Raw genomic sequence first — 22,307 nt, 5'->3', positions numbered from 1 at the left:
GTTCTCGACGCGCCGTTCTCGACGCGCCGTTCTCGACGCGCCGTTCTCGACGCGCCGTTCTCCACGCGCCGTTTTCGACGCGCCGTTTTCGACGCGCCGTTCTCGACGCGCCGTTCTCGACGCGCCGTCTTCGACGCGCTCCTTTCGACGCGCCTTTCTTCCGCGACATCCGGCGTTCGTTCGCCCATTCCGAGTGCCTGGCTTCCCGAACAAATCCCGGCCCCCATGCTATATTGCGCTCATGCCCCGCGCCGCCTTCGATCTCCAAGCGCCATTCAAACCCGCCGGCGACCAGCCAAGAGCCATCGCCGAGCTTTCACGGGGACTCGAGCGCGGCGATCGCTTCCAGACGCTCCTCGGGGTCACCGGATCTGGCAAGACGATGACCATGGCGAACGTCATCAAGGAGCACGGCAAGCCCACCCTCGTGCTCTCCCACAACAAGACGCTCGCGGCGCAACTCTACGGAGAGCTCAAGAGCTTTCTCCCACATAACGCGGTCGAGTACTTCATCTCGTACTACGACTACTATCAGCCCGAAGCGTACGTCCCGTCGACCGACACCTATATCGAGAAGGACGCGTCGATCAACGAGGACATCGATCGGCTGCGTCTGCGCGCGACGTCGAGTCTCATGGAGCGTGACGACGTCGTCATCGTCGCCACGGTCTCGGCCATCTACGGACTCGGCGATCCGGTGCAGTACAAGGAGCAGATGGTCACCCTGACGAAGGGTGAGAAAATCGCGCGCGATCAGATTCTTCGGTCACTCGTAAAGATTCAGTACAGTCGTAACGACGTGGCGTTCGAGCGCGGCACGTTCCGCGTTCGCGGCGACACCGTGGAGATCTTTCCGGCGTACGAAGAGCAGGGCGTTCGCGTCGAGATGTGGGGCGACGAAGTCGAACGCATTTCCAAGATCAACGTCCTCACCGGCGAGACGATTGCCACGCTCGACCGCGCGGCGATCTATCCGGCGAAGCATTTCGTCACGCAGCGGCCTACGCTCGAGCGAGCAGTCAAGCTCATTCGTGACGAACTTCAGGAGCGCCTGACATTGCTGCGCGAGCAGGGGAAATTGCTCGAGGCCCAGCGACTCGAGTCGCGCACGAACTTCGACGTCGAGATGATGCTCGAGATCGGCACGTGCGCGGGCATCGAGAACTACTCACGGCATCTCTCGGGACGAGCCGCAGGTGAGCGGCCCGCATGTCTCTTCGACTACTTCCCCGAGGACTTTTTCGTTGTCGTCGACGAGTCGCACGTCACGCTGCCGCAGATTGCCGGGATGTTCAACGGCGATCGCGCCCGAAAGCTTACACTCGTCGAGTACGGCTTCCGTTTGCCGAGTGCGCTCGACAACCGGCCGCTGATGTTCGACGAATTCCTCTCGCTCACGCCGCGCGCCGTTTTTGTGTCGGCCACGCCGGCGGAGCTGGAGCTCCAATTATCCGAGGGCGTGGTCGTCGAGCAGATCATTCGGCCCACCGGACTCGTCGATCCGGAGATCGAGATCAGACCTGTCCGCGGACAGGTTGATGATTTGCTCAACGAGATTCGTATCCGCGAGCGCCGGGGCGAGCGCGTGCTCGTCACGACGCTGACGAAGCGGATGTCGGAAGACCTCTCCGACTATCTCCAGCAGGTCGGCGTGAGAGTGCGCTACATGCACTCCGACATCGACGCGATAGAGCGGATGGAGATCGTGCGTGGTCTGCGACTCGGCGAGTTCGATGTGCTGGTCGGGATCAATCTCCTCCGCGAAGGACTCGACCTGCCCGAGGTCTCGCTGGTCGCGATTCTCGACGCCGACCAGGAAGGATTTCTCCGGAGCGACCGGTCGTTGATCCAGACCGTCGGCCGGGCGGCTCGAAACGTCCATGGTCGCGCGATCTTCTACGCGGATCGTATGACGGGCTCGATGCAGCGTTGCATCGAGGAGACCGGTCGCCGTCGCGAGCTGCAGGTCGAGCACAACCGAGAGCATGGCATCACCCCCACTACGGTCACGAAGAGCGTCGATCAGGTTCGCTTCAGTACACGTGTTGCCGATGCGCGAATGACGGAGCGCCAGGATCGACGCGTCGCCGAACCGGCACGCGGCTATCCGGTGATGGATACCGAGTCGCTCGAGAAGATGCTCGAGCAGCAGATGCGCGAAGCGGCGGCGGCCATGGATTTCGAGCTCGCCGCGCAGTTGCGTGACCAGCTTTTCGAGGTGCGTGCCCGGGGGGCATCGTCGGAGAAGACCGCGCAAACCGCGGGTGGCGGCTCCCGCGCCGGCCGCTGACGTCGCGTCGCTCACATGGACGGCCATCGGCAGCCGGTGCCGCCGCTCGCGGCGCGAGGACACCTCGCCCTCACCGAGTCCGAGCTCGTCGAATGGGGAGAGCGCTTTGGGCGCGCCGTGCGCCCTCCGCTGGTGGTCGCGCTCAGCGGCGATCTCGGTTCGGGAAAGACAACCCTCGCGCGCGCCATCTGTCGCGGATACGGCGTGCCTAACGAAATAACCAGCCCGACGTTCACACTCGTTCACGAGTTCTCGGGTTCGCGCTCACCCGTGTTTCATCTCGACCTGTATCGGTTGCGCGGACCGGACGAGCTTCCGAACCTCGGCTGGGACGAGATTCTCGCGTCGGATGCGCTGATCCTCATCGAGTGGGCGGAGCGCGCGGGTGATCTGCTTCCGAGCGACCACGTGCCGATCCACCTGCAGCACCTTCCCGAGGACCCGACGCGGCGTCTTCTGTATGCCGGTGGTCATGTCGGCGAGCAAAAGTTCGGAGATCACGGGTGATCACGCTCGTCGTCGACGCCTCGACGTACGTCGGAACCACGGCTGTCTTGCGCGACGGACACGTCCTCGCCGAGGCCGAGGCGGCGATGCGAGGACGCGAATCGGAGGCGCTGATGCCCGCGGTCGCGGCGACCATTTCGCGCGCGGGCGTCATGGCGCGCGATCTGTCTCGAGTCCTGTGCGGCGCTGGTCCAGGAAGCTTCACGAGCCTTCGGATCGCCGCGTCCATCGCCAAGGGAATCGCGATGGGCATCGGTTGTCCGCTCTACGCGGTCTCTTCGCTGGCACTTCTTGCCGCCGGTGACGGCGAGCCGCGACCGGGGCGATATCTCGCTGTCCTCGACGCGCTGCGAGGTGAAGCGTACGTTGCCGGCTACTCGGTCGAGGCGAGCGGAGCGATTGGAGTCCTCATGTCGGAGCGTCTAATAAGCCAGCAGGATGTCGTGAACGTGGCGAGAAACCTTGGCGCCACAACGATGGGACGCGGGCAGAAGATCGAGCGCGCGCCTCACGCTCGCGGCGCGATGGCTCTCGAATCGATTATCGCTGCAAGCGGGCCCATCGACCTGGCCAATTGGGAGCCTGGCTACGGGCGTAAGGCGGAAGCGCAAATGCGATGGGAGGCGGCCCATGGCCAACCGCTGCCAGTGGACGGGACACCCTCATGATGGCGCGCGTGGGTCTGGTCCACGATGACGATATCGCGACAATTGCGGATATCGAACGCCGGTCATTTTCCGATCCTTGGTCGGAGCGGGCTTTCTACGACGTTCTGAGTCACTCGCGGATGTACTTCGCGTGCGCGCGGCGTGATGTGTCGGACAGCGCTGCCGCAACACGAGTGCTCGGTTATGTTGTCGCGTGGTTCGCTGGCGGCGAGGGTGAGATCGCGAACCTCGCGGTCGATCCTGAAGCCCGTGGACATGGCGTCGGGTCGGCGCTGCTCGATGCCGCGCTCGAGGAAGCCAGACGCCAGAGGACCGACGAGGTGTTTCTCGAGGTTCGAAGCTCCAATCTGAGGGCGAGGCAATTGTATGAGTCACGTGGATTCGCCGAGGTCGGACGTCGCCGTCGCTACTATCGTCAGCCGGTGGAAGACGCCGTGATCCTGCGCAGAACGGAGCCGGCCGCTGTTAATCCACATTCTCAGCTGTAAAGCGGAAGTAGTTGTGGTAGAGGAGCTTGAGCAGTCTCGCCAAGAAACTGTTCGAGGTGCGTGAATTCGGTTGGGCGTTCCAATGGGTTGGATGACACTGTACGCGGCGAGACTGAGGCCCCTCTCGCCAGGAGGATTACGTGAGCCGTAGCCTGAACAAGGTCATGCTGATGGGAAATCTCGGGAACGATCCCGAGGTCAGGTCCACCGCGGGTGGAAATCGCGTTGCAACCTTCTCCCTTGCGACAAGCCGGACGTGGAACGACGCCGGCGGATCGAAGCAGGAGAAAACGGAGTGGCACAGGTGCGTGGTGTGGAATTCGAAGGCGTCACAGCTCGCCGACATCGTCGAGAAGTACGTCAAGAAGGGCGACAAGATCTACGTCGAGGGCCGAATCGAGTACCGTCAGTGGCAGGACAAAGAGGGCCAGACTCGGTACAGCACGGAGATCAACGTTCGGGAGCTCATCATGCTCGGCGCTCCACGCGGTGGTAGCGCTGATACTGACGGCGAGGGCGCAAGCCAGCGTCCGAGCCGCGCGGCTGCCACTCAGAAGGCCAAGGCAGCAGCTGGTGGCGATGACTTCGAGGACTTCCCGGGCGCGCTGGAAGACGAAGACGACGACCTGCCGTTCTAGTTGGTGGCGGGTCGTTCGTGGGCGGTGGTTGGCTGGTGGTGAGTCATTGGTTGTTGGCTGGTGGTGAGTCATTGGTCGTTGGTAACTGGTGGTGCGGAAGGCCGGCGCTTTGCGCCGGCCATTCCTTTTCACCAACCACCAACCACCAACCACCAACCACCAAGCACGAACCACCCGCCACCCTCAACCCTCTGCCAACCCCGTTTCTTCCGCGCTGGCAATTCGTCTTCTGTGTGCGGCTTATCTCGGACATCACGACCGAACCGGAGTGCTTTATGGTCCGCCGAGCAGTTCGCAGGGGGCATGCTCAATTCAGGTTCCGCACGTCGAGCGCGGCGGTGATCGCGACGCTCGTCCTTGCGTTGCTCGGTACGTCGAAGCTCGGTGCACAGGACACGACGAGCGTTTCCCACACGGTCAAGCGAGGCGACACGCTGTGGGATCTCGCGAAGTTCTACCTCGGGGATTCATTCCTGTGGCCGGAGATCTATCGGCTGAACACCGATGTGATCGACGATCCGCACTGGATCTATCCGGGCGAGCTATTGAAGCTCCCGACACCAGGCACGACGCCTCCGATCGTGGCCGAGGCGCCGCCGCCGGTGAAGCAAGCGGGTGAGCCCGTACCGACAGCGCCCGTGCCGACAGCAGCACCCGTAGCTCAGCCATCGGCAGCGCCCGTGTCGCCATCGGCGACGGGAGCTCCGGTGCCCGTGTACGAGCCACCGATCGGCGTGCTGGATGGCCCCACAATCTTTCCGCGCCAGCGCGTCGCCGCGCCGATCGTGCAGCGTCGTCCGCGCGAGAAAGCGCCCACGCCAGCGGTTACACTCGGCACGTACGTCTCGGCGCCATTCGTGGATCGCTCGGGCGGGCCGCGCGGCTCTGGACGCATCCAGAAGATCGTCAACCTTTCCGTTACGCTTGCTGGCCAAGACCTCAAAGATCGGGCGCAGCTGCATGATGATTTGCTCATCGCGCCGCCCGTCGGTTCCGCGGCTTCCGAGGGAGATCGCTACGTCACCTATACCCTCGGCCCGTACGTCGAGGACTTGGGCCAGGTCATCGTTCCCACGGGCGTGATCGAAGTCACGAGGGCTCCGCGAGATCGTGAAGCCGCGATTGCGCAAGTGATACGCATGTATGGTGAGATCATGGCCGATCAGCACCTCATGCCCTATGACAGCGCGTCGCTACACATTTTTGGGCATCCGGAGCCGGTCGCGGATTCGGTTGTGAGCACCGTGAAGCTGGTGAGCGGAATGCCGATCTTGCCGGGCGTTCAGGACTACCTTCTCATCGATGCAACGACGCGCGACGGTATAAAGCTCGGGGACGAATTCATGCTGTTCGAGCCGCATCACAAGACCGAGGGCTCCGATTTCGCCGATCCCGAGATTCCGATCGCGCGTGCACAGGCGGTGCGAGTCACGTCGTACGCGACGACGCTGATGATCACGGGCGAGAAACACCCGAAAATCGAGGCCGGAACGCTGGTGCGACGCGTCGCGACGATGCCGTAAGGCTCGTCCAGACTATAGATTGGGGCGACGCATGATCGCGATCGCCCACTTCGTCGCCATTTCATTTTACATCGGCGCGGCCGCTGTGGCCGCGACGCCATTTGCTCGCCCGGTGGGTGCGCCAGTTCGCGGCGTCATCACGCTGCTCGCAGCTGGCGTCGTGACGCACGCAATCGCACTCGTCCTCTTTGCGCGCAGCATCAGCGCGGTTCCGATGACGGGGCTCGGGCCGGCACTGTCGTTTGCCGGCTTCGTCCTCGCCGCGACGCTGCTTCTGGTGGAATTGCTCGCGCAGGAGGTGTCCCTCACGCTCGTTGCCGCGCCGCTCGCGGCACTTCCAACGACGTTCGCGAACATCATCGGTCTCATTCCGGGACGAGAGCCGCCGGGCGTGAGAGGCGCGTGGCTGTTCGCACATATCGCGCTGAGCTTTGTCGGTATTGCCGCCTTCGCGACGGCGGCGGCGGCGGGAACGATGTATCTCATCGAACGCCGTGAGCTCAAATCCCGTCGGTTCGGCGCGATTTTCCGATTTTTCCCGCCACTGGCCACACTCGATCGAGTGAACCATGTCGCGGCCATCGCAGGCTGGCTGGGATTGACGCTTGGCGTCGTGCTGGCTGGCGCGTACTCCATTGCTTATCGCGAGATGAACCTCCCACAGCTCATGTGGGGCACCGGGGCATGGGTTGCCGTGAGTGGAATCGCGGTTGGGCGCGTGCTCGGCGGCTGGCAGGCGCGGCGGGCCGCGGTGTACTCGAGCATCACCTTCGCCGCGGTCCTCTTGTTGTATGTTGCGATCCGGGTCGCGGGTCCGGCAGCGGGGAAGTTCCTATGAGCGCCTCGTTCGGACTGCCGCTGGTGCTCGACGCGAGCAAGATGATCGTGCTCGTCGTTGGCGGGGGCGCGGTGGCGACTCGCAAGATATTCTCGCTGCTCGACAGCGGTGCGCTGGTTCGGGTACGCGCGCCGCGCGTCGCGGATGCCTTGCAGGAGCGCGAGGCGGCCGATGAGCATCTACTCATCGAGCACGATTTCTACGACGAGGCGGCCATCGGCGACGCGACGCTCGTCCTCGCCGCAACGGACGACCACGCGCTCAACTTGCGTATCGCGGCCGACGCCCGCCGAGCGCATCGCCTCGTGCTCGTCGCGGGCGACCCCGCCGCCGGCACCTGCGTCATGCCGGCCGTCCATCGCTCGGGTGATCTGCTCGTGGCGGTGACGTCGGGGGGCGTTCCGCGCGCCTCGGCGCGCGTGCGTGACGATCTCGCGCGCCGCCTCGACGATCGGTACGCGGCAGCGATTCGCGACCTCGCACGGCTGCGTCAACGTCTTCTCGAGGACGACGACCGATCGGCATGGCGATCGGCAGCAAGCGCATTACTCGCCGACGACTTCTGCGAGTCGGTGGAGAGCGGCGAATTCTCGGAGCGGCTCGCGGAATGGCAATAGTCGTCGCCGGCATCAGCCATCAGGGCGCCGCGCTCGCCGTGCGCGAGAAGGTCGCTTATCGGCCGGCGGAGCTCGTGCCGACGCTGTCGGCGCTGCGCACCGAGTCTGGATTGCGTGAAGGCGTTTTGTTGTCGACGTGCAATCGCACGGAGCTCTACGCGGTCGAGGGTGACACCGACGTGGCACCAGGCATCTGGCAGACGCTCTCGTCCCGACTCGGCGAGGAGGCATCGGCGTACGGCTACGTTCGTCGCGACCGCGATGCGATCTCGCATCTTTTTCATGTTGCGTCCGGCCTCGACTCCATGGTGCTCGGCGAAGCGCAGATTCACGGCCAGGTGCGCGACGCGTGGGCTGCGTGCCGCAGCGAGAGCGGTGCAGTGCTCAACCGACTTTTTCAGACGTCGCTGCTCGTCGCGGGACGCGTGCGTAGCGAGACGGCGATCGGACGCGGCGCGGCCTCGGTGAGCTCGGCGGCCCTCCAATTGGCCCGACAAATCTTTGGATCCCTCGCGGGACGTCGCGCGATGGTCCTCGGGGCGGGGGAGATGGCAGAGCTCGCGCTCGAGTGCCTCGTCAACGAGGGCGTGCGCGCCGCGATCGTCGCGAATCGCACCTACGAGCGCGCGCAAGCACTGGCCGCGCGTCACGGTGCGTTGGCGATGCATTACGACGAATGCTGGGCATCGCTTCACGAGGTCGACGTGTTACTCTGTTCGACCTCGGCACCGCGACCCGTGGTAACGCTCGAACGCCTGCAAACCGCGGTCAGCGGACGACGCGATCGCCCGTTATGCATCCTCGACATCGCGATGCCGCGCGACGTCGATCCGGCCGTCGGGGCGCTCGACAATGTCTTCCTCTACGATCTCGACGACCTGCGCGCGGTGGTGACGACGAACGTCGAGCGTCGCCGCTCCGAGCTGCCGACCGCCGAGGACCTCATCGCGAGGGAAGTCGAGCGGTACTGGGAGTGGTTCACCGGATTGTCGGCCGTTCCCGTACTCACCCATTTCCGCGGTGAGATGGAGCATCTACGCGAGCGTGAAGTCGCAACCGCACTGCGGCACCTCGATCATCTCACGCCCGCCGATCGGGCGGTCGTCGAGCAGCTGTCGCACTCATTGATGAACAAGTTCTTACATGGCCCGACGGTGCGCTTGCGTGCCGCCGCCGCGAATGGGCGGGGGCTGGGCATTGTCGACGCTGTCCGCTATCTCTTTGGTCTCGACGACAGCTCGCCGGCCGAATCCTCGAGTGATCGAGATCACCATCACGACCTGACCTGAAAGGAGAGCACGAGTGCCGAGTGTACTAGTCACCGGGGGCGCCGGGTTCATTGGCTCGCACGTCGCGGACGTCTTCCTCGCTCGCGACTATGCGGTGGACGTCCTCGATAACTTCTCGACCGGGCGCCGCGAGAACGTCGACCCACGCGTGCGCCTGCACGAGCTCGACATTCGCTCGCCCGAGGCGGCGCAGCTGGTCAAGCAGACGCCGTACGACGTGATCGTTCATCTCGCGGCGCAGATCGACGTCCGCAAGAGCGTCGCCGACCCGGCAATGGATGCGAGCATCAACATCGGCGGCACGCTGAACCTCGTGGAGGCGCTGCGGCAGAGCGGTCGTGGCGGGCGGACGCGATTCGTCTTCTCGTCGACGGGGGGCGCGTTGTACGGTGACTTCGTCGACCCGCCTAACGTCGAGAACTACGCGAAGGACCCCGAGTCGCCGTACGGCATCGCGAAGCTCAGCGCCGAGTATTACCTGGCGTATTACGCGCGCGTGCACGGCATGGACACGGTGTGCGTCCGGTTCGCGAATGTGTACGGCCCGCGTCAGGATCCGCATGGCGAGGCGGGCGTCGTCGCAATCTTCTGCGGTCGCATCCTGGATGGCCGTCCACTATCCGTGTTCGGCGACGGCTCTCAAACGCGCGACTACGTCTTCGTCGGCGACGTCGCCGAGGCCACGGCGCTGGCCGGTACGCATTCGCTCCCGAGGCCGGAACGTCTCGATGCGCGCGCCTTCAACGTCGGCACAGGCGTCGAGACGAGCGTCACCGAGCTGGCGCGCGTGCTCAAGCGAGTGGCGCGCTCCGACGTGCTGGTCGAACCATTGCCCAAACGACCCGGCGAGCAGCAGCGATCCGTGGTCAGCATCTCGAAGGCTGGGTCGCTCCTCGGTTGGCGGCCGAAAGCGTCGCTCGAGGAAGGGCTCTCGCGCACGTTGGCATGGTTCGCCGAACGGCACGGAAAAACGACGCGGGAAGCAGCGCCGTCCGCGGCGAAAGGAACGGGAGCGCGGCGATGATCGCTGCGATACTGCAGATTCGTGGCGCAGTGCCGGCGACGCCGATCGAGTTGATCACTGGCGCGACGATGTTGACGAAGGTGGTTCTCGTCATCCTCGCGTTGCTTTCGCTCCTGAGCTGGGCAATGATGTTCGCGCTCTGGCGCGAGCTGGCGCGCGCGCAACGGACGTCGCTGCGTTTCTTCCGCGACTTCGAGCGCGCGACGCGCCTCGAAGAGGCCGGTGCGCTCGCCAAAGTCACGGCGCCTAACGCGCTCACACGGCTCTTCATGCGCGCGGCGCACTTCGTTTCCGATACGCGCGTTCGCAATCAGCAGACGCGCGAGCGTGACTCGGGCGACGTCGCCGTTCGCGCGCCGGCGATGGCGACGCTGAGCGGATCGCAGATCGAGACGCTGCACCTGCTCCTCGAGACCGACGCTTCGACCGAGCGTGACCGGCTCGGACGATTTCTTCCGTGGCTGGCGACGATCGCCTCGGTGAGCCCACTCATCGGACTTCTCGGTACCGTCCTCGGCGTCATCGACGCGTTCATCGGCATCGCGACGAAAGGCTCCGGCAATCTGTCGGCGGTGGCCCCGGGCGTTGCCGAAGCGCTCATCGCGACGGCAGCGGCGCTCGTCGTCGCCATTCCCGCGACGTTCGGCTACAACATCTTCGCGGGCCGTCTGAATCGCTTCGACGGCATGATGGAGAGCTTCGGCACCGCGACGATTGCGTTGCTCGTGCGCGAGGGACAGATCTGATGATCGCACGCGGAGACGCCTGACGTGGCCCGCCGCCGACGGGATCGCATCGCCCTCAACGCCGACATCAACGTCGTCAACCTCATCGACGTGATGTTGCTACTGCTCGTGATCTTCATGATCACGGCGCCGATGATGCAGGGGGGCGTCGACATCGCCCTGCCTCGGGCCGAGTCTCGGCCGCTCGAGTCGAAGGGCGGATTGGTGGTGGAAGTGACGCGCACGGGCGAGATCCACGTCGGCGACACGAAGATGTCCTTTCCCGAATTTCGCGCGGCATTCCGCGCGCTCGCGGCGCAGCAGTCGAAACAGGGCGTGTATCTGCGCGCCGACAGCAATGTCGGCTATGGGCTGGTCGTGCAGGTTCTGGCGGTGATGCGCGCGGCCGGCGTGGGCGACGTTGGCCTCGTGACGGAGCCGGAGGACATCCGGTGACGTCGCCGAGTGGCGCGCGTCAACAAGAGTCGCTCTTGCCTAACGCGAGACCGATGCTCGCGGGTCCGTTCACCGGCTCGCTCCTTCTTCATGGATTGCTGATCGGTTTGTTCTTTCTTCTTCGCCCAACCGCGCCGCCGCCCTCGCCGCCCGTGTACCGCGTCGATCTCCTCGCCGCGCCGCCCGGGCCGCGCAACGTCGGTGTCGTGCAGCCTGTGGCGCCGACGTCGACACCGCCTACTCCGCCCGTGCGGCCAAAGATCGCGCCTCACGAAATGCCGGTCCCCACGGCAAAACCGTCAAAAAAAGCGGCGGCCACCGAGGCAACCCCAACCTTGCCGACCGAAACAAAGCCCGCGACGAAAACGCCAACCACCGCCGCTGGCGGTGAGGAAGGCGGCCGCGGCACTGACGTTGTGACGGTGAGCACAGGCGGGATCGATTTCCCATACCCCGGGTACCTCGAGAACATCGTCCGGCAGATCGCCCTTCGGTTTAAAACTTCCTCACGGGGCGCGCTCCATGCGGAGGTCTTCTTCATCATCAACCGCGATGGATCGGTGAAGGGCATCCAGATCGTGACACGATCCGGTGCCTATTCCTTCGACGCGGACGCCCAGGGCGCCGTCGAGGCCGCGGCGAATGCGAAAGCCTTCGGGCCGCTTCCGAGTGGCTATACTGATGAATCGCTGCCGGTCACGTTCAAATTCGATCCTCGGCTGCGTTAACTCAGATCCCGGTTCCCATTCGAGATGCGTTCTTCTCTCTGCTTCTGCTTAGCCGTTGTTCTCGTGCTGCCCGCGCAGCGTGCGCACGCCCAGGATACGACAAAGCGCGGCGTCACGATCGGTCTCACGTACGATCCAACGTCGCGTCCCGGCTTGGCGGTGCTGCCGGTGACGGGGTCGTCGGGTGATTCGGTCCGCATGATCGTGCAGCGTGACTTCGATTACAGTGACCGCTTTACCATCGTCCCTTTGGATGCGTCCGATCCGTCGACCTTTCGTGGCAAGACGCCGGGTGCCGAACTGAATTATCCGCTGTTTTCGCGGCTTGGCGCGGCAGCGGTGATTCAGGCGACCGTCGGTGACGGCTCGCTCCACGTCGCCCTGCACGATGTCGCGAAGGGCAGCGTCATGAACGTGCAGGATTTTCCGCTCACCGGCCGCGCGAATTCGAAGGAATGGCGGTTGTCCGTGCATGGCGTGTCCGACGAGATCGAGCGCTGGATCACCGGCCTCAAAGGGATCGCGCAGACTCGCATCACGTACATCGCGGGTCAGCACATTCACATCGCCGACAGCGACGGAGCCGACGACGAGGTGACTCCGGTCACCGGCAACGCGATGTCGCCGGCGTGGAATTTCGCCGGCAATCAGATCGTGTACTCGACGTTCGGAACGGCGTCGCGCATCAATGTCCTCGATCTGCGCACGGGCAAGTCACGCATCCTGCATAACGCGACGCCGACGCACGCGAACCTGACGCCGGTCTTTGCACCTGACGGTGCCTCCATTGTCTACGCGCATGCGGACGACGAGGGATCCGATCTTTATCTGGTCGCGGCGGACGATGGGGCGCCGAGGCGCATCTCCGTGGGACGCGGTACGGATAACGTGCAGCCGTCCTTCAGCCCCGACGGGCGACGGCTCGCGTTCACCTCGGGTCGTGTTGGCCATCCGGAGATATATATTATGGACGCGGATGGAACGAACGCCGAGCTTCTCACCTCGTTCGATTTTGGCGACAAGAATTATCGCTCCGATCCCGATTGGTCGCCCGACGGGCGGCTGGTCGCATTTCAGTCCCAGTTTGCAGACGGTCGTTTTCAGATCATGACCATCAGCTTGCGTGACCGAAGTACGAAGTTGCTCACAAGCGAAGGCTCGAATGAACAGCCGTCCTGGGCGCCGGACGGCAGACATCTCGTGTTCGCCTCGACCCGCGGCGGGGGGAGGGAACTCTGGGTGCTCGACACGGAATCTGGACGGTTGCGCCAACTCACCCGCGTGGCCGGCGCCCAGTTGCCTGCGTGGTCGCCGCGACTCGGGTCGAGTGCATCCACAAGCGCCGCCAGTCGTCAGTAAGACGGCGCCGTTCATTCGGCACCGGAAGTCCCTCCTGCAGTCCCGACATGTCCTTCCCCACCTCATCTCTCAGGAGAGAATCTTCGATGACAGCACAACCTCGTGCCGCGGGTCGTTCGGTATCCGTCGTACTACTTGCGTCGGCCATGCTGGTTGGCGCGTGTCACAAGAAGCCGGAAGTAGCTCCGGCGCCAGCGCCCGTGCCGCAGGCAACGGCCGTCGACAGTACGGCGATCAGAGACTCGATCGCGCGCGCCCAAGCGGCGCGTGACGCGGCGCTCGCTCGTCAGCGCGCGTACGACGATAGCGTTCGCCGTGCCAACGAGGAGGCCGCGGCAGCCGGCGCGCAGACCGGTCTCCGCAATACGGTCACCGCCGTCATTCACTTCGACTTCGACAAGTCGGACCTCCGAGACGACTCGCGCGCGACGCTCGACGCCAAGGTGCCGGTGCTCGCGGCGAATCCGGATGTCACGATTCGTATCGCTGGACACACCGACGAGCGCGGCTCGGTCGAGTACAACATCGCACTCGGTCAGCGTCGTGCGGCGGCTGCCAAGCGCTATCTCACGGAGCGCGGGGTTGCGGCAACGCGGATCGAGACGATCAGCTACGGCGAAGGTCGTCCAGTCTCCGACGGACATGACGAGAGTGCGTGGGCGCAGAATCGCCGCGACGAATTCGAGATCACGGCTGGCGGCACGCATCTCAACAAGCCGGGCTCGTGATGTTGTCGTACCCCGCGGGTAAAAGGGCGCGAGCGATCGTGCTCGCGTCCGCATCCGTCGTGCTCGTCTCGAGCACGACGGCGTGCCTCGCGAGCCAGGGAGACATCCGCGTGCTGCAGGACGAGCTGCGCGCGTTGCGAAGCTCCATTGCGCAGACGGACACGGCGCGACGCGCACAGGCCGATACTGCCCTTGCCCTGGTTGTCCGAACCAACGATTCGCTCCGTCTCCTCAGCACGCGGTTCTCCGCGTTCCAGGCGAACGTGAGCGGTGGCATGTACGACATGAATCGCCAGCTTCTGCAGATTCAGGAGTTGAGCGGACAGAGCCAGCGCCGTCTCCAGGAGCTGCGTGCATCGATGGAGTCGCGGAACGACGCGATGACCACCGCGCCGACACCAGCGACGCCCGATACCTCGAAGGCTGCTGCGGCCGGCGGTCCGGGTCCCGCCCAGCTCTTCCAGATCGCTTTCGAGCAAATGCAGCGCGGCAGCTTCGGCGTCGCTCGCTCGGGATTCCAGGAACTGGTCGACAAGTACCCGACGTTCGAAGAGGCACCGTCTGCGCAGTTGTACATCGGTCAGTCGTTCGCCGAGGAAAAGAACATGTCCGCAGCGGATTCCGTGTACCAGCTCGTCGTCGCGAAATATCCGAAGTCGAAGGCGGCGCCGACCGCGCTCTATAAGTACGCGCTATCGCTCATCGCGCAGAAGAACACGACGCCAGCGAAGGCCGCGCTCAATCGGATCGTCAAGGACTATCCGAACAGCGACGAAGCGAGCTTGGCGCGTGACCTGCTTCGAACCACGAAGTAGGCTTCGGATGCCACGGCTCTTTCGAGCCTCAGTCGTGTAGTAGGCTGGACTCCATGCGAATCCCCAAGTCGTCGCCGTCGGGTGAAATGCCGTTCCTCGACCACCTCGAGGAGCTTCGCTGGCGCATCATCTATTGTCTTGGTGCGCTCGTCGTGGGCGTCGGGATCGGCTTCTTTCTCACGTTCAAGTTCGACCTCATCCTCTGGATGCAGGTGCCGGTGCTGCCGTATCTACGCGGCCAACACCTCGTCTACACCCACCCCGGCGACACCTTTTCGACGATTCTGCAGATGTCGATCGTCGTGGGAATCGCGGTCGCGCTGCCGGTGATCGTCTACAACGTGTGGGCGTTTCTCTCGCCGGCGTTGCATCGACATGAGCGAAAGGTCGTCATTCCTGTGCTTTTCGCGGCGACGCTGCTGTTCGTCCTCGGCGTGGCGCTCGCGTATTTCCTCGTTCTGCCGCTCACGCTCAAGTTCTTGTTCGGCCTCGAGGCGCAGTCGCTCACGCCGATGATCACGGTATCCGAGTACTTCGGATTCGTGACGAGCATGTGTCTCGCCTTCGGTGGAGTATTCGAGGTGCCGATCGTGATCGTCGGCCTGTCGGCGCTCGGCATCGTCTCACCGCAGACGCTGGCGAAGTTCCGTCGTTATGCAGTCATAATCGCGTACGGTGCGGCCGCGATCATCACACCGGGCGACTTGTTGACGACGACGATCGCGCTCGCGATTCCGTTGTACCTGCTGTACGAGGTGAGCGTCGCCGTCTCGTACCTGATTTACCGGAAGAAGAAGCAGCGTCGCGACGCTGAGCTGGCCGCGGAGCAGGGCGTACCGGCGTGAAGCGCTGGCGCGTCGCGGGTCTCGCGCTCCTGATGGGGCTCGCGCCCGCGCTCGCCGCGCGTGCCCAGATCCCGAGACTGCCGCGGCCCACCATCCAGCCCCAGCGGCGCGATACCACGCGGAAGGACACGACCGCCGCCGACAGCGCAATCACCGCCAAGCTGCGCCTCACGCCAGCCGATTCCATCACGCAGGCGTTGCTCAGGCGAAGCGGATACACGACGACGCGCTACGAGGGCGACCGCGTCATCTTCGATGCGGCCAATGACCGGCTCCAGATCCTGTCCCCCGAGAGCAAACGGGCGCTCGTTCAGCGCGGGGATTCGCAGACCGTGTTCGCCGACACCGGCATCTACTACAATCAGCGCACGAAGGTCGCGACCGCGGTTGGGAACTTCATCATGCACGATCCCAATAGCGGTCAGGCCGACGTCTTCGGCCGCGGGCGACTCGAGTATAGTCTGAACGAACGTTCCGCTACGATTACCAATCCGTCGTTTCAGGCCAACTACGGCGAGAGCTGGGAAATTCGTGCGCTGAAGGGCAAGGCGATCCTCGGCGATTCGGCCGCTGGTAAGACGTCGGCGTTCTACGGGCTCGGCGGAGAGCTCACGAGCTGCACCGACTCGATTCCGGATTACCACTTCAAGTTCAATGAAGTGAAGCGCTCGGGAGCGAACACGCTCGTCGCGCGTCCCGCGGTGCTGTACATCCGGGACATTCCCGTGATGTGGCTGCCGTTCCTGTTCTCGGATATGCGGCCGGGCCGTCACAGCGGCATTCTCACGCCGCGCTTCGGCGTGTCGGACATCATTCGTACCAATCCATCGTACCGGCGCAACGTCGAGAACATCGGCTACTTCTGGTCGATCAACGACTACATGGACGCGTCGGCCTGGCTCGACTGGCGCAGTAGCGCGGGCATGACCCAGGGCGATCCAGGCTGGACGAAGTTCAATGGCGAATGGCGCTACAACTGGCTCGACCGCTGGATCAGCGGCAGTCTCGCATCGTCGTACACGACGCAGCGCAACGGACAGACGAACCTCGCGCTCACGTGGGGCCATCGGCAGAGGTTCACGAAAGACCGCCAGATTTCTGCCGACGTCAACTACGTCACCAGCACGCAGCTGCAACGGCAGAACACCTTCAATCCGTACCAGGCGCTCGCGACGATTCGTTCGGCGCTCAATTACGCGGACAAGATCGGTCCGGCAACGCTGCAAATCGGCGGTACGCGATCGCAGTATCCAGGTCGCACCCAGGTCGATCAAACACTACCGACGGTCTCGCTCAGTACGGGAACACTCAACGTCGCGTCGTGGCTCCAGTGGACGCCGAACTTCAGCTACACGGCCTCACAGTCGCTCCACATCGATCAGATTGGCCCATACCAGTATCAGTACCACACGGGCGCGAATGGCCTGATCGACAGCTCGCTCGCGAAGCGCGATCAGTACACAGCCGCAACGAGCTTCGACACGCCGATACGCATCTTCGGCTATGATCTCGGGAACAGCTTCCGCGTGAACGAAAGGGTGCTCGACTACCCACAATTGATCGTGCTCACGAATCCGGTAAGCGGCAGCCCGGCGGGCAGTCAGGTCTTCCCGAACTGGTACGAGACGGACGTCGACTGGACGCCGAGCTTCACGCTGCCGCCGCTCTTTCGGAGCCTGTTCAACGTTACGCCGGGCGTGAGCCTGGCGAACGTGACGTCCGGTCCATTCTGGGTTCGCACGAATCTGAGCGATGGCCAGTTCGTCCATCAGGCGAAGCGACCATCCTTCTCCCTCAGCGCGTCGCCCATGATGTACGGGCTGTGGCCGGGCTTCGGTCCGTTCTTGCGGCTCCGGCACACGCTTCAGCCTTCGATCAGCTACGGCTATGCGCCGGCGTCGAGCGTCGGCGCGGACTACCTCGCGGCCCTCAGCCGCTCCCAGGCGCACGAGTTCAGCGGGCTGCAGCAGAATGCGCTCAGCTTCGGCTTGAATCAGAGCGTCGAGGCCAAGGTTCGATCGCGGAGCGACACGAATCCCGAAGCGGGCGAGAAGATCAAGCTGCTCTCCCTGAACATGTCGTCGTTCACGTACGACATCGACCGTGCACACGCTGCGCACAAAGCAATCCGCGGCCTAACGACATCCAACTTCACGTACAGCCTGTCGTCGGATCTGTTACCGGGATTCCAGTTTTCCTCTGGCTATTCGTTGTTCGCCGGCGATCCGGTCAGTGATACGGCCGTCTTCTCGCCGTATCTCGAGTCGGTCTCGGCGACGATCAATCTCGCGCAGGGGAATAACCCGTTCACGGTGCTGACGAAGCTGTTCGGCCGCGCCGTTTCCAACGATCAGCGGCCGTCGTCGGCCCCGACGCCGGACCAGGTGTCGACGAACCAACAGTACATGCAGCAGCTCGCGAATCAGCCAGTCGCGGGCAGTGGTGCTCGCGGCAGCGCGTACGTCCTGCCGCCGGCCCAGGGGTGGAGCGCAAACCTGACCTTCTCATCACAGCACAGTCGGCCTGTCTCGGGCAACGTCGTCCAGATCGATCCGCAGGCGCGGTGTAGACAGCTGGCCGAGGCGGCGCAGGATCCCTTCGTCTTCAGCACGTGTCTCGCTCAGTTGCAAGCCCAAACGACGAGCACGGCACAATCACCGTTCGAGGCGGGAGTCCCTGGCGCCACGGTTTACCGAAATCCGCCGGTCACCAATATGGGCGGCGACTTCCGGTTCGGGCTCACGGAGAAATGGGCGGTCAGCTGGAATACGCAGTACGATTTCGTAAAGCATCAGTTCGCCCAGCACATCGTGACCCTACAGCGCGACTTGCACGATTGGCGCGCCGTGTTCGCCTTCACGCAATCCACGAACGGCAACTTCGCTTTCAACTTCTTCATCGCGCTGAAGGCGGAGCCCGACCTCAAGTTTGACTACAACAAGGCGACGGTTCGATCGGGCGGCTTCTAGGCCCGGAATTTCGGGAAATCGCGCGAGCTCGCGGCTCGGAGCTGGGCTCGTTGATGGCGGGTGAGATGCGTGAGTGCGACTTCGAAAAGGCGGGATCTCATTACTCACGTCTCGCGTCTGGAGCTCGCCCTCGACGCGACTCGTCCCGAGATTCCGCGCGTTCCCTCTGGGACCCACCGCGCTGTCCTCGCGTTTGGACGGGTACTCCGCGCCCCGAATGTTAAGTGAAGTAGTAACTTGAACTTTCGTCGATGCGTCGACGGGCGTGTCCGATGCAATCGTGGTGTTCCGGAAATCACTGGAGCTCCGCATGCGCTTCGCTCGAACCTTCCTCGCCGTCGTCGCGCTCGTCGGTCCTCTCGCCGGCTGTGACCTCGCCGACGTCACCGGCATCGATCCCAACGCGCCATCGAACCTCACCTATCAGCTGATCCCGAGCGGCAATCCGAACGCGCCACTCGGAGTCATCCTGAGCTGGGATATTCCGTCGAGTGGACAAGCCACCGCATTCGACGTCTATGGCCGAGCCTCGACGGGCGACGGCTGGTCCCTTCGGGCGACGACGACCTCGCCATCCTTTCACGACGTTGTGCCGGAGCTGCAGTACTACGTCGTCGCCAACGACGATCAGGGCAACTTCCTCGGCCAGACACAGACGATCACCGTCGACCTGCAGAGCGAGCTGCCGGCGCCGCTGGGCCTGCATTCCATTTCACTCAATGGCGCCATCCAACTGGCCTGGTCGAGTAATGCCCTCGACGCCAATCGCGGCGCGTTCGACTACTACCGCGTGTACTCGTCCGCCTTCGACGCCGCGCACAGCGTCTGCAGCTCGTGGAATCTCGAGGGCTCGACCGTCTCCGACGCGTTTCTCGTCGCGAACCTCGCGAATGGCGTGACGCGTTGCTACGCCGTGAGTGCAGTGAGCCGCGACGGGCACGAAAGCAGCTGGAGCAGCGCGACGCACGACACGCCTCGTTATGACGCGCGCAATGTGCTCGTGTACTCGCACGACATCAGGGCGGATAGCAGTGGCTTCCTGTTCTACGACGAGACCGCGCGCGCCTATGGCAACGTGACTGCGGCTACGCAGGCGGGTATCGATTTCACGATCGAGCGGCACGCCGACGGCTCGCTCTGGTTCAAGCCGGCGCGCACCGACGTGATGATGGCCACCTATGGGAACGCCGCGGTTCCCGATCTGACATCGATCGATCAGGCGCCAGTGACTGCGCTCGCGAACGTTACGATCGAGGCCGTGCCGGGCTATGGGTATGTTTTCAGCACGCGAAAGAGCGACGGCGCGCACTACGGCGCCGTGCGAGTTGCATACGTCGCGACGGATTACGTGGTGTTCGACTGGTCGTATCAGAGCGCCGTCGGCAACCCGGAGCTCATGAGAGTGCCGTAGTGGGCAGAGAGTAGAGGGCAGTGGGTAGAGGGCAGAGGGCAGAGGGCAGAGAGTAGAGGGCGGAGAGCAGTGGGCAGAGAGTAGAGGGCAGAGAGTAGAGGCCGTGAGCAGAGGGCAGAGAGCAGATGGTAGAGCGCAGCCTATAGCGTATAGCGTTTACTCTTGGCCTTCGATCTTCCCCGCGGTTCCACGGCTCTGCCGGCCGGCGCGCCTTGAGCGCGTTCGACTGACTTTCGCAGTCCCGTCAACATGCGGCTAATGCTCTCGGAACCCTCGAGCAATAAGTCGAGTTGCTTCTGGTTTGTATATGTGAGCCGGTGAGCCAGGATCGCGAGCGTTTCGAATTCCTGAAGTGAACCGCGTGCCACCGAGAGATGGTTAAGGAATTCACCGGCCGTAGACCGTCCCTGTCCTTCGGCAATATTGCATGGAATCGAGATAGCAGCCCGTCTGGTCTGCGAGACGAGTCCGTACCGTTCAGCATCGGGGTACGAGGTGGTGAACTGATATGCCGTGAGTGCCAGCTCCATCGAGCGCTGCCAGACTTCGAGATCCTGATATCGTCGCATCCGCATTAGGCACCGTGGGCGAAGGTGCCCGGAGCATATGAGAGAGCGTCACCGCACCGTCATGAGGGTGGAGAGTAGAGAGTAGGGAGAGTAGAGAGTAGACAGAAACAGAGTGTCAAAATTTGGAGAACGCACAGCTCTCCACTCTCCACTGTCCACTCTCCACTCTCCACTCTCCACTCTCTATCCTCTACCCTCTACCCACTACCCTCTACCCACTACCCGCTACCCGCTAGCCGCTACCCTCTAGCCACTACCCTCTACTCTCTGCCCTCTGTTGCGCCCTCGATCCCTTCAGACGAGCTTTCCGCCATGTCGTCAGTGGTCATCGACGGAGCATCGCTACGAATCGAGGACGTCTTCGCCGTTGCCGCGGGTGACGCCACCGTCAAGCTGGCTCCGGTAGCACGCGAACGCGCACGCGCTTCTCGTCGCATCGTGGAAGATCTGGTCGCGCGTAATACCGTCGCGTACGGCGTCACCACCGGTTTCGGCAAGCTCTCCGAGATCGCGATTCCTTCCGACCGCCTCGCCGAGCTCCAGATCAATCTCGTGCGTAGTCACGCCGCCGGCGTCGGGGAGCTACTCGCCGAGCGCGAAGTGCGCGCGATGATGCTGCTCCGCGCGAACGTCATCGCGAAAGGCTACTCGGGCGCCCGCCCTGATCTCGCGGAGCTCCTCCTCGCAATGCTGAACGCGCGACTGCACCCGCCGATCCCGGAGCAGGGAAGTGTCGGCGCGAGCGGCGACCTCGCCCCGCTCGCGCACCTCGCGCTCTCGCTGATCGGCGAAGGCACGCTCGCGCATAACGGTCGCGTCGGCCCCGCTCGCGAGATGCTCAGGGCATGCGGACTCGAGCCGGTGACGTTAGGTCCGAAGGAAGGGCTCACGCTGATCAACGGCACGCAGTCGCACACGGCAATCGCGGCCCTGGCAATCGTCGAGTGTCATCGCCTGTGGCGTGTGTCGCATTTGTCTGGTGCGATGTCACTCGAGGCATTGCTTGGTACGCCGGTGGCGTTCGACGAGCGCATTCAGGAAGTCCGCGGCCAGCTGGGCCAGGCCGCATCCGCTGCGCTCTTGAGGGAGCTCCTCGCCGACAGCGAGATTCGCGAGTCCCATCGTCATGGGGATCCGCGCGTACAGGATGCGTATTGTCTCCGTTGCATGCCGCAGGTGCATGGTCCGGTGCTCGACGCGCTCGACTTTGCGTCGTCGGTCGTTGGACGCGAGCTGAACGCCGCGACGGACAACCCACTCGTCTTCGAGTCGGGCGAGCTGCTGAGCGGCGGCAACTTTCACGGCCAGTCGGTGGCGATGGTGCTGGACTTTCTGGCGATCGCGCTCACCAATCTCGCGACGATCGCCGAGCGTCGCATCGATCGCCTGGTGCATCCGGATCTGAATCAGGGATTGCCCCCGTTTCTCACCGCCGACGCCGGCGTCAACTCCGGCTTCATGATGGCGCAGGTGACGGCGGCCGCCCTGGCGAGCGAGTGCAAGGTGCTGTCGCATCCCGCGAGCGTCGACACGATTCCCACGGACGGCAACAAGGAGGATGTGGTGCCGATGGCGATGGGCGCCGCCTGGAAGCTCCGACGCATCGTGCGAAACGTCCGCTACGTGCTTGCGATCGAGCTACTGTGCGCGGCACAGGGCATCGACTATCGGTCTCCGCTCAAGCCGGGACGCGGCGTCGCTCGCGGGCACGCGGCAGTGCGGCGCCTCGTTCCGCCACTGGCTCGCGATCGCGTGCTTGGACCCGACATCGAGTTGATCGCCGCGGCGATCGAGCGCGGCGACAGCATTCCGAATTGAGA

The 22,307-nt window shown here is 63.9% G+C and carries 21 protein-coding genes; 20 read left to right on the top strand and 1 reads right to left on the bottom strand.

The genetic code is table 11. The features are described 5' to 3' along the window. On the bottom strand, window positions 1-188 hold a 188-nt coding region (locus VGH98_16250), incomplete at its 3' end, for a hypothetical protein (protein HEY2377532.1). Window positions 189-241: 53 nt separating this feature from the next. Between VGH98_16250 and uvrB the strand changes: the two genes are divergently transcribed. From uvrB to hutH, 20 genes are all read left to right on the top strand, one after another. Next, on the top strand, window positions 242-2,290 hold the full coding sequence (uvrB, locus tag VGH98_16245; GenBank protein ID HEY2377531.1) for an excinuclease ABC subunit UvrB: 2,049 nt from the start codon (window positions 242-244) through the stop codon (window positions 2,288-2,290). Between the two features lie 15 nt (window positions 2,291-2,305). After that, the gene (gene tsaE / locus VGH98_16240) at window positions 2,306-2,797 is read left to right on the top strand and encodes a tRNA (adenosine(37)-N6)-threonylcarbamoyltransferase complex ATPase subunit type 1 TsaE (GenBank protein HEY2377530.1); all 492 of its coding nucleotides are present in this window, start codon (window positions 2,306-2,308) and stop codon (window positions 2,795-2,797) included. Next, window positions 2,794-3,465, top strand: coding sequence for a tRNA (adenosine(37)-N6)-threonylcarbamoyltransferase complex dimerization subunit type 1 TsaB (gene tsaB / locus VGH98_16235; GenBank protein ID HEY2377529.1), 672 nt, complete (start codon window positions 2,794-2,796; stop codon window positions 3,463-3,465). Before tsaE ends, tsaB begins: the two co-directional genes overlap by 4 nt. Continuing rightward, window positions 3,462-3,953: a ribosomal protein S18-alanine N-acetyltransferase gene (gene rimI / locus VGH98_16230; GenBank protein ID HEY2377528.1), complete on the top strand. Its 492-nt coding sequence runs from the start codon at window positions 3,462-3,464 to the stop codon at window positions 3,951-3,953. Before tsaB ends, rimI begins: the two co-directional genes overlap by 4 nt. Window positions 3,954-4,093: 140 nt before the next feature. Continuing rightward, on the top strand, window positions 4,094-4,591 hold the full coding sequence (locus VGH98_16225) for a single-stranded DNA-binding protein (GenBank protein HEY2377527.1): 498 nt from the start codon (window positions 4,094-4,096) through the stop codon (window positions 4,589-4,591). Between the two features lie 338 nt (window positions 4,592-4,929). Continuing rightward, the gene (locus tag VGH98_16220) at window positions 4,930-6,114 is read left to right on the top strand and encodes a LysM peptidoglycan-binding domain-containing protein (protein ID HEY2377526.1); all 1,185 of its coding nucleotides are present in this window, start codon (window positions 4,930-4,932) and stop codon (window positions 6,112-6,114) included. A 31-nt stretch (window positions 6,115-6,145) separates the two neighbouring features. Further along, a complete protein-coding gene (gene ccsA / locus VGH98_16215) occupies window positions 6,146-6,952 on the top strand; it encodes a cytochrome c biogenesis protein CcsA (GenBank protein HEY2377525.1) in 807 nt (268 codons plus the stop codon). Continuing rightward, window positions 6,949-7,569 carry a bifunctional precorrin-2 dehydrogenase/sirohydrochlorin ferrochelatase gene (locus tag VGH98_16210; GenBank protein HEY2377524.1) on the top strand — a complete coding sequence of 207 codons (621 nt, stop codon included), beginning with the start codon at window positions 6,949-6,951 and terminating at the stop codon, window positions 7,567-7,569. The genes ccsA and VGH98_16210 overlap by 4 nt, the downstream gene beginning before the upstream one ends. Then, the gene (gene hemA, locus VGH98_16205) at window positions 7,560-8,858 is read left to right on the top strand and encodes a glutamyl-tRNA reductase (protein ID HEY2377523.1); all 1,299 of its coding nucleotides are present in this window, start codon (window positions 7,560-7,562) and stop codon (window positions 8,856-8,858) included. Before VGH98_16210 ends, hemA begins: the two co-directional genes overlap by 10 nt. A 13-nt stretch (window positions 8,859-8,871) precedes the next feature. Next, the gene (locus VGH98_16200) at window positions 8,872-9,882 is read left to right on the top strand and encodes an NAD-dependent epimerase/dehydratase family protein (GenBank protein HEY2377522.1); all 1,011 of its coding nucleotides are present in this window, start codon (window positions 8,872-8,874) and stop codon (window positions 9,880-9,882) included. Beyond that, window positions 9,879-10,628, top strand: a complete 750-nt coding sequence (locus VGH98_16195; GenBank protein HEY2377521.1) for a MotA/TolQ/ExbB proton channel family protein — start codon at window positions 9,879-9,881, stop codon at window positions 10,626-10,628. Before VGH98_16200 ends, VGH98_16195 begins: the two co-directional genes overlap by 4 nt. Before the next feature lie 24 nt (window positions 10,629-10,652). Beyond that, the gene (locus VGH98_16190; protein ID HEY2377520.1) at window positions 10,653-11,063 is read left to right on the top strand and encodes a biopolymer transporter ExbD; all 411 of its coding nucleotides are present in this window, start codon (window positions 10,653-10,655) and stop codon (window positions 11,061-11,063) included. Beyond that, window positions 11,060-11,791 (top strand): TonB family protein, encoded by a 732-nt coding sequence (locus tag VGH98_16185; protein ID HEY2377519.1) that lies wholly within the window; start codon window positions 11,060-11,062, stop codon window positions 11,789-11,791. The genes VGH98_16190 and VGH98_16185 overlap by 4 nt, the downstream gene beginning before the upstream one ends. Before the next feature lie 63 nt (window positions 11,792-11,854). Then, on the top strand, window positions 11,855-13,150 hold the full coding sequence (locus tag VGH98_16180) for a hypothetical protein (GenBank protein HEY2377518.1): 1,296 nt from the start codon (window positions 11,855-11,857) through the stop codon (window positions 13,148-13,150). An 86-nt stretch (window positions 13,151-13,236) separates the two neighbouring features. Next, window positions 13,237-13,878, top strand: a complete 642-nt coding sequence (gene pal, locus VGH98_16175; protein ID HEY2377517.1) for a peptidoglycan-associated lipoprotein Pal — start codon at window positions 13,237-13,239, stop codon at window positions 13,876-13,878. A gap of 38 nt (window positions 13,879-13,916) precedes the next feature. Then, entirely contained in the window at window positions 13,917-14,693 is a 777-nt protein-coding gene (ybgF, locus tag VGH98_16170; protein ID HEY2377516.1) for a tol-pal system protein YbgF, read from the top strand. Window positions 14,694-14,746: 53 nt separating this feature from the next. After that, window positions 14,747-15,538 carry a twin-arginine translocase subunit TatC gene (gene tatC / locus VGH98_16165; protein HEY2377515.1) on the top strand — a complete coding sequence of 264 codons (792 nt, stop codon included), beginning with the start codon at window positions 14,747-14,749 and terminating at the stop codon, window positions 15,536-15,538. Continuing rightward, on the top strand, window positions 15,535-18,507 hold the full coding sequence (locus VGH98_16160) for a putative LPS assembly protein LptD (protein ID HEY2377514.1): 2,973 nt from the start codon (window positions 15,535-15,537) through the stop codon (window positions 18,505-18,507). The genes tatC and VGH98_16160 overlap by 4 nt, the downstream gene beginning before the upstream one ends. 310 nt (window positions 18,508-18,817) lie before the next feature. Beyond that, window positions 18,818-19,918, top strand: coding sequence for a hypothetical protein (locus VGH98_16155; GenBank protein ID HEY2377513.1), 1,101 nt, complete (start codon window positions 18,818-18,820; stop codon window positions 19,916-19,918). Between the two features lie 881 nt (window positions 19,919-20,799). Further along, window positions 20,800-22,305: a histidine ammonia-lyase gene (gene hutH, locus VGH98_16150; protein HEY2377512.1), complete on the top strand. Its 1,506-nt coding sequence runs from the start codon at window positions 20,800-20,802 to the stop codon at window positions 22,303-22,305. Window positions 22,306-22,307: the final 2 nt, after the last annotated feature.

This window comes from Gemmatimonadaceae bacterium (genome assembly GCA_036496605.1).
Taxonomy (GTDB): Bacteria; Gemmatimonadota; Gemmatimonadetes; order Gemmatimonadales; family Gemmatimonadaceae; genus AG2.
This window is presented reverse-complemented; position numbering and strand designations above follow the sequence as displayed.

Bases quoted from the DNA above. Each gene is read 5' to 3' on its own strand.
- uvrB (HEY2377531.1), top strand. From the start codon at position 242: ATGCCCCGCGCCGCCTTCGATCTCCAAGCGCCATTCAAACCCGCCGGC.
- tatC (HEY2377515.1), top strand. From the start codon at position 14,747: ATGCGAATCCCCAAGTCGTCGCCGTCGGGTGAAATGCCGTTCCTCGAC.
- rimI (HEY2377528.1), top strand. From the start codon at position 3,462: ATGATGGCGCGCGTGGGTCTGGTCCACGATGACGATATCGCGACAATT.
- hemA (HEY2377523.1), top strand. From the start codon at position 7,560: ATGGCAATAGTCGTCGCCGGCATCAGCCATCAGGGCGCCGCGCTCGCC.
- pal (HEY2377517.1), top strand. From the start codon at position 13,237: ATGACAGCACAACCTCGTGCCGCGGGTCGTTCGGTATCCGTCGTACTA.
- VGH98_16155 (HEY2377513.1), top strand. From the start codon at position 18,818: ATGCGCTTCGCTCGAACCTTCCTCGCCGTCGTCGCGCTCGTCGGTCCT.
- tsaE (HEY2377530.1), top strand. From the start codon at position 2,306: ATGGACGGCCATCGGCAGCCGGTGCCGCCGCTCGCGGCGCGAGGACAC.
- hutH (HEY2377512.1), top strand. From the start codon at position 20,800: ATGTCGTCAGTGGTCATCGACGGAGCATCGCTACGAATCGAGGACGTC.
- VGH98_16210 (HEY2377524.1), top strand. From the start codon at position 6,949: ATGAGCGCCTCGTTCGGACTGCCGCTGGTGCTCGACGCGAGCAAGATG.
- VGH98_16195 (HEY2377521.1), top strand. From the start codon at position 9,879: ATGATCGCTGCGATACTGCAGATTCGTGGCGCAGTGCCGGCGACGCCG.
- ccsA (HEY2377525.1), top strand. From the start codon at position 6,146: ATGATCGCGATCGCCCACTTCGTCGCCATTTCATTTTACATCGGCGCG.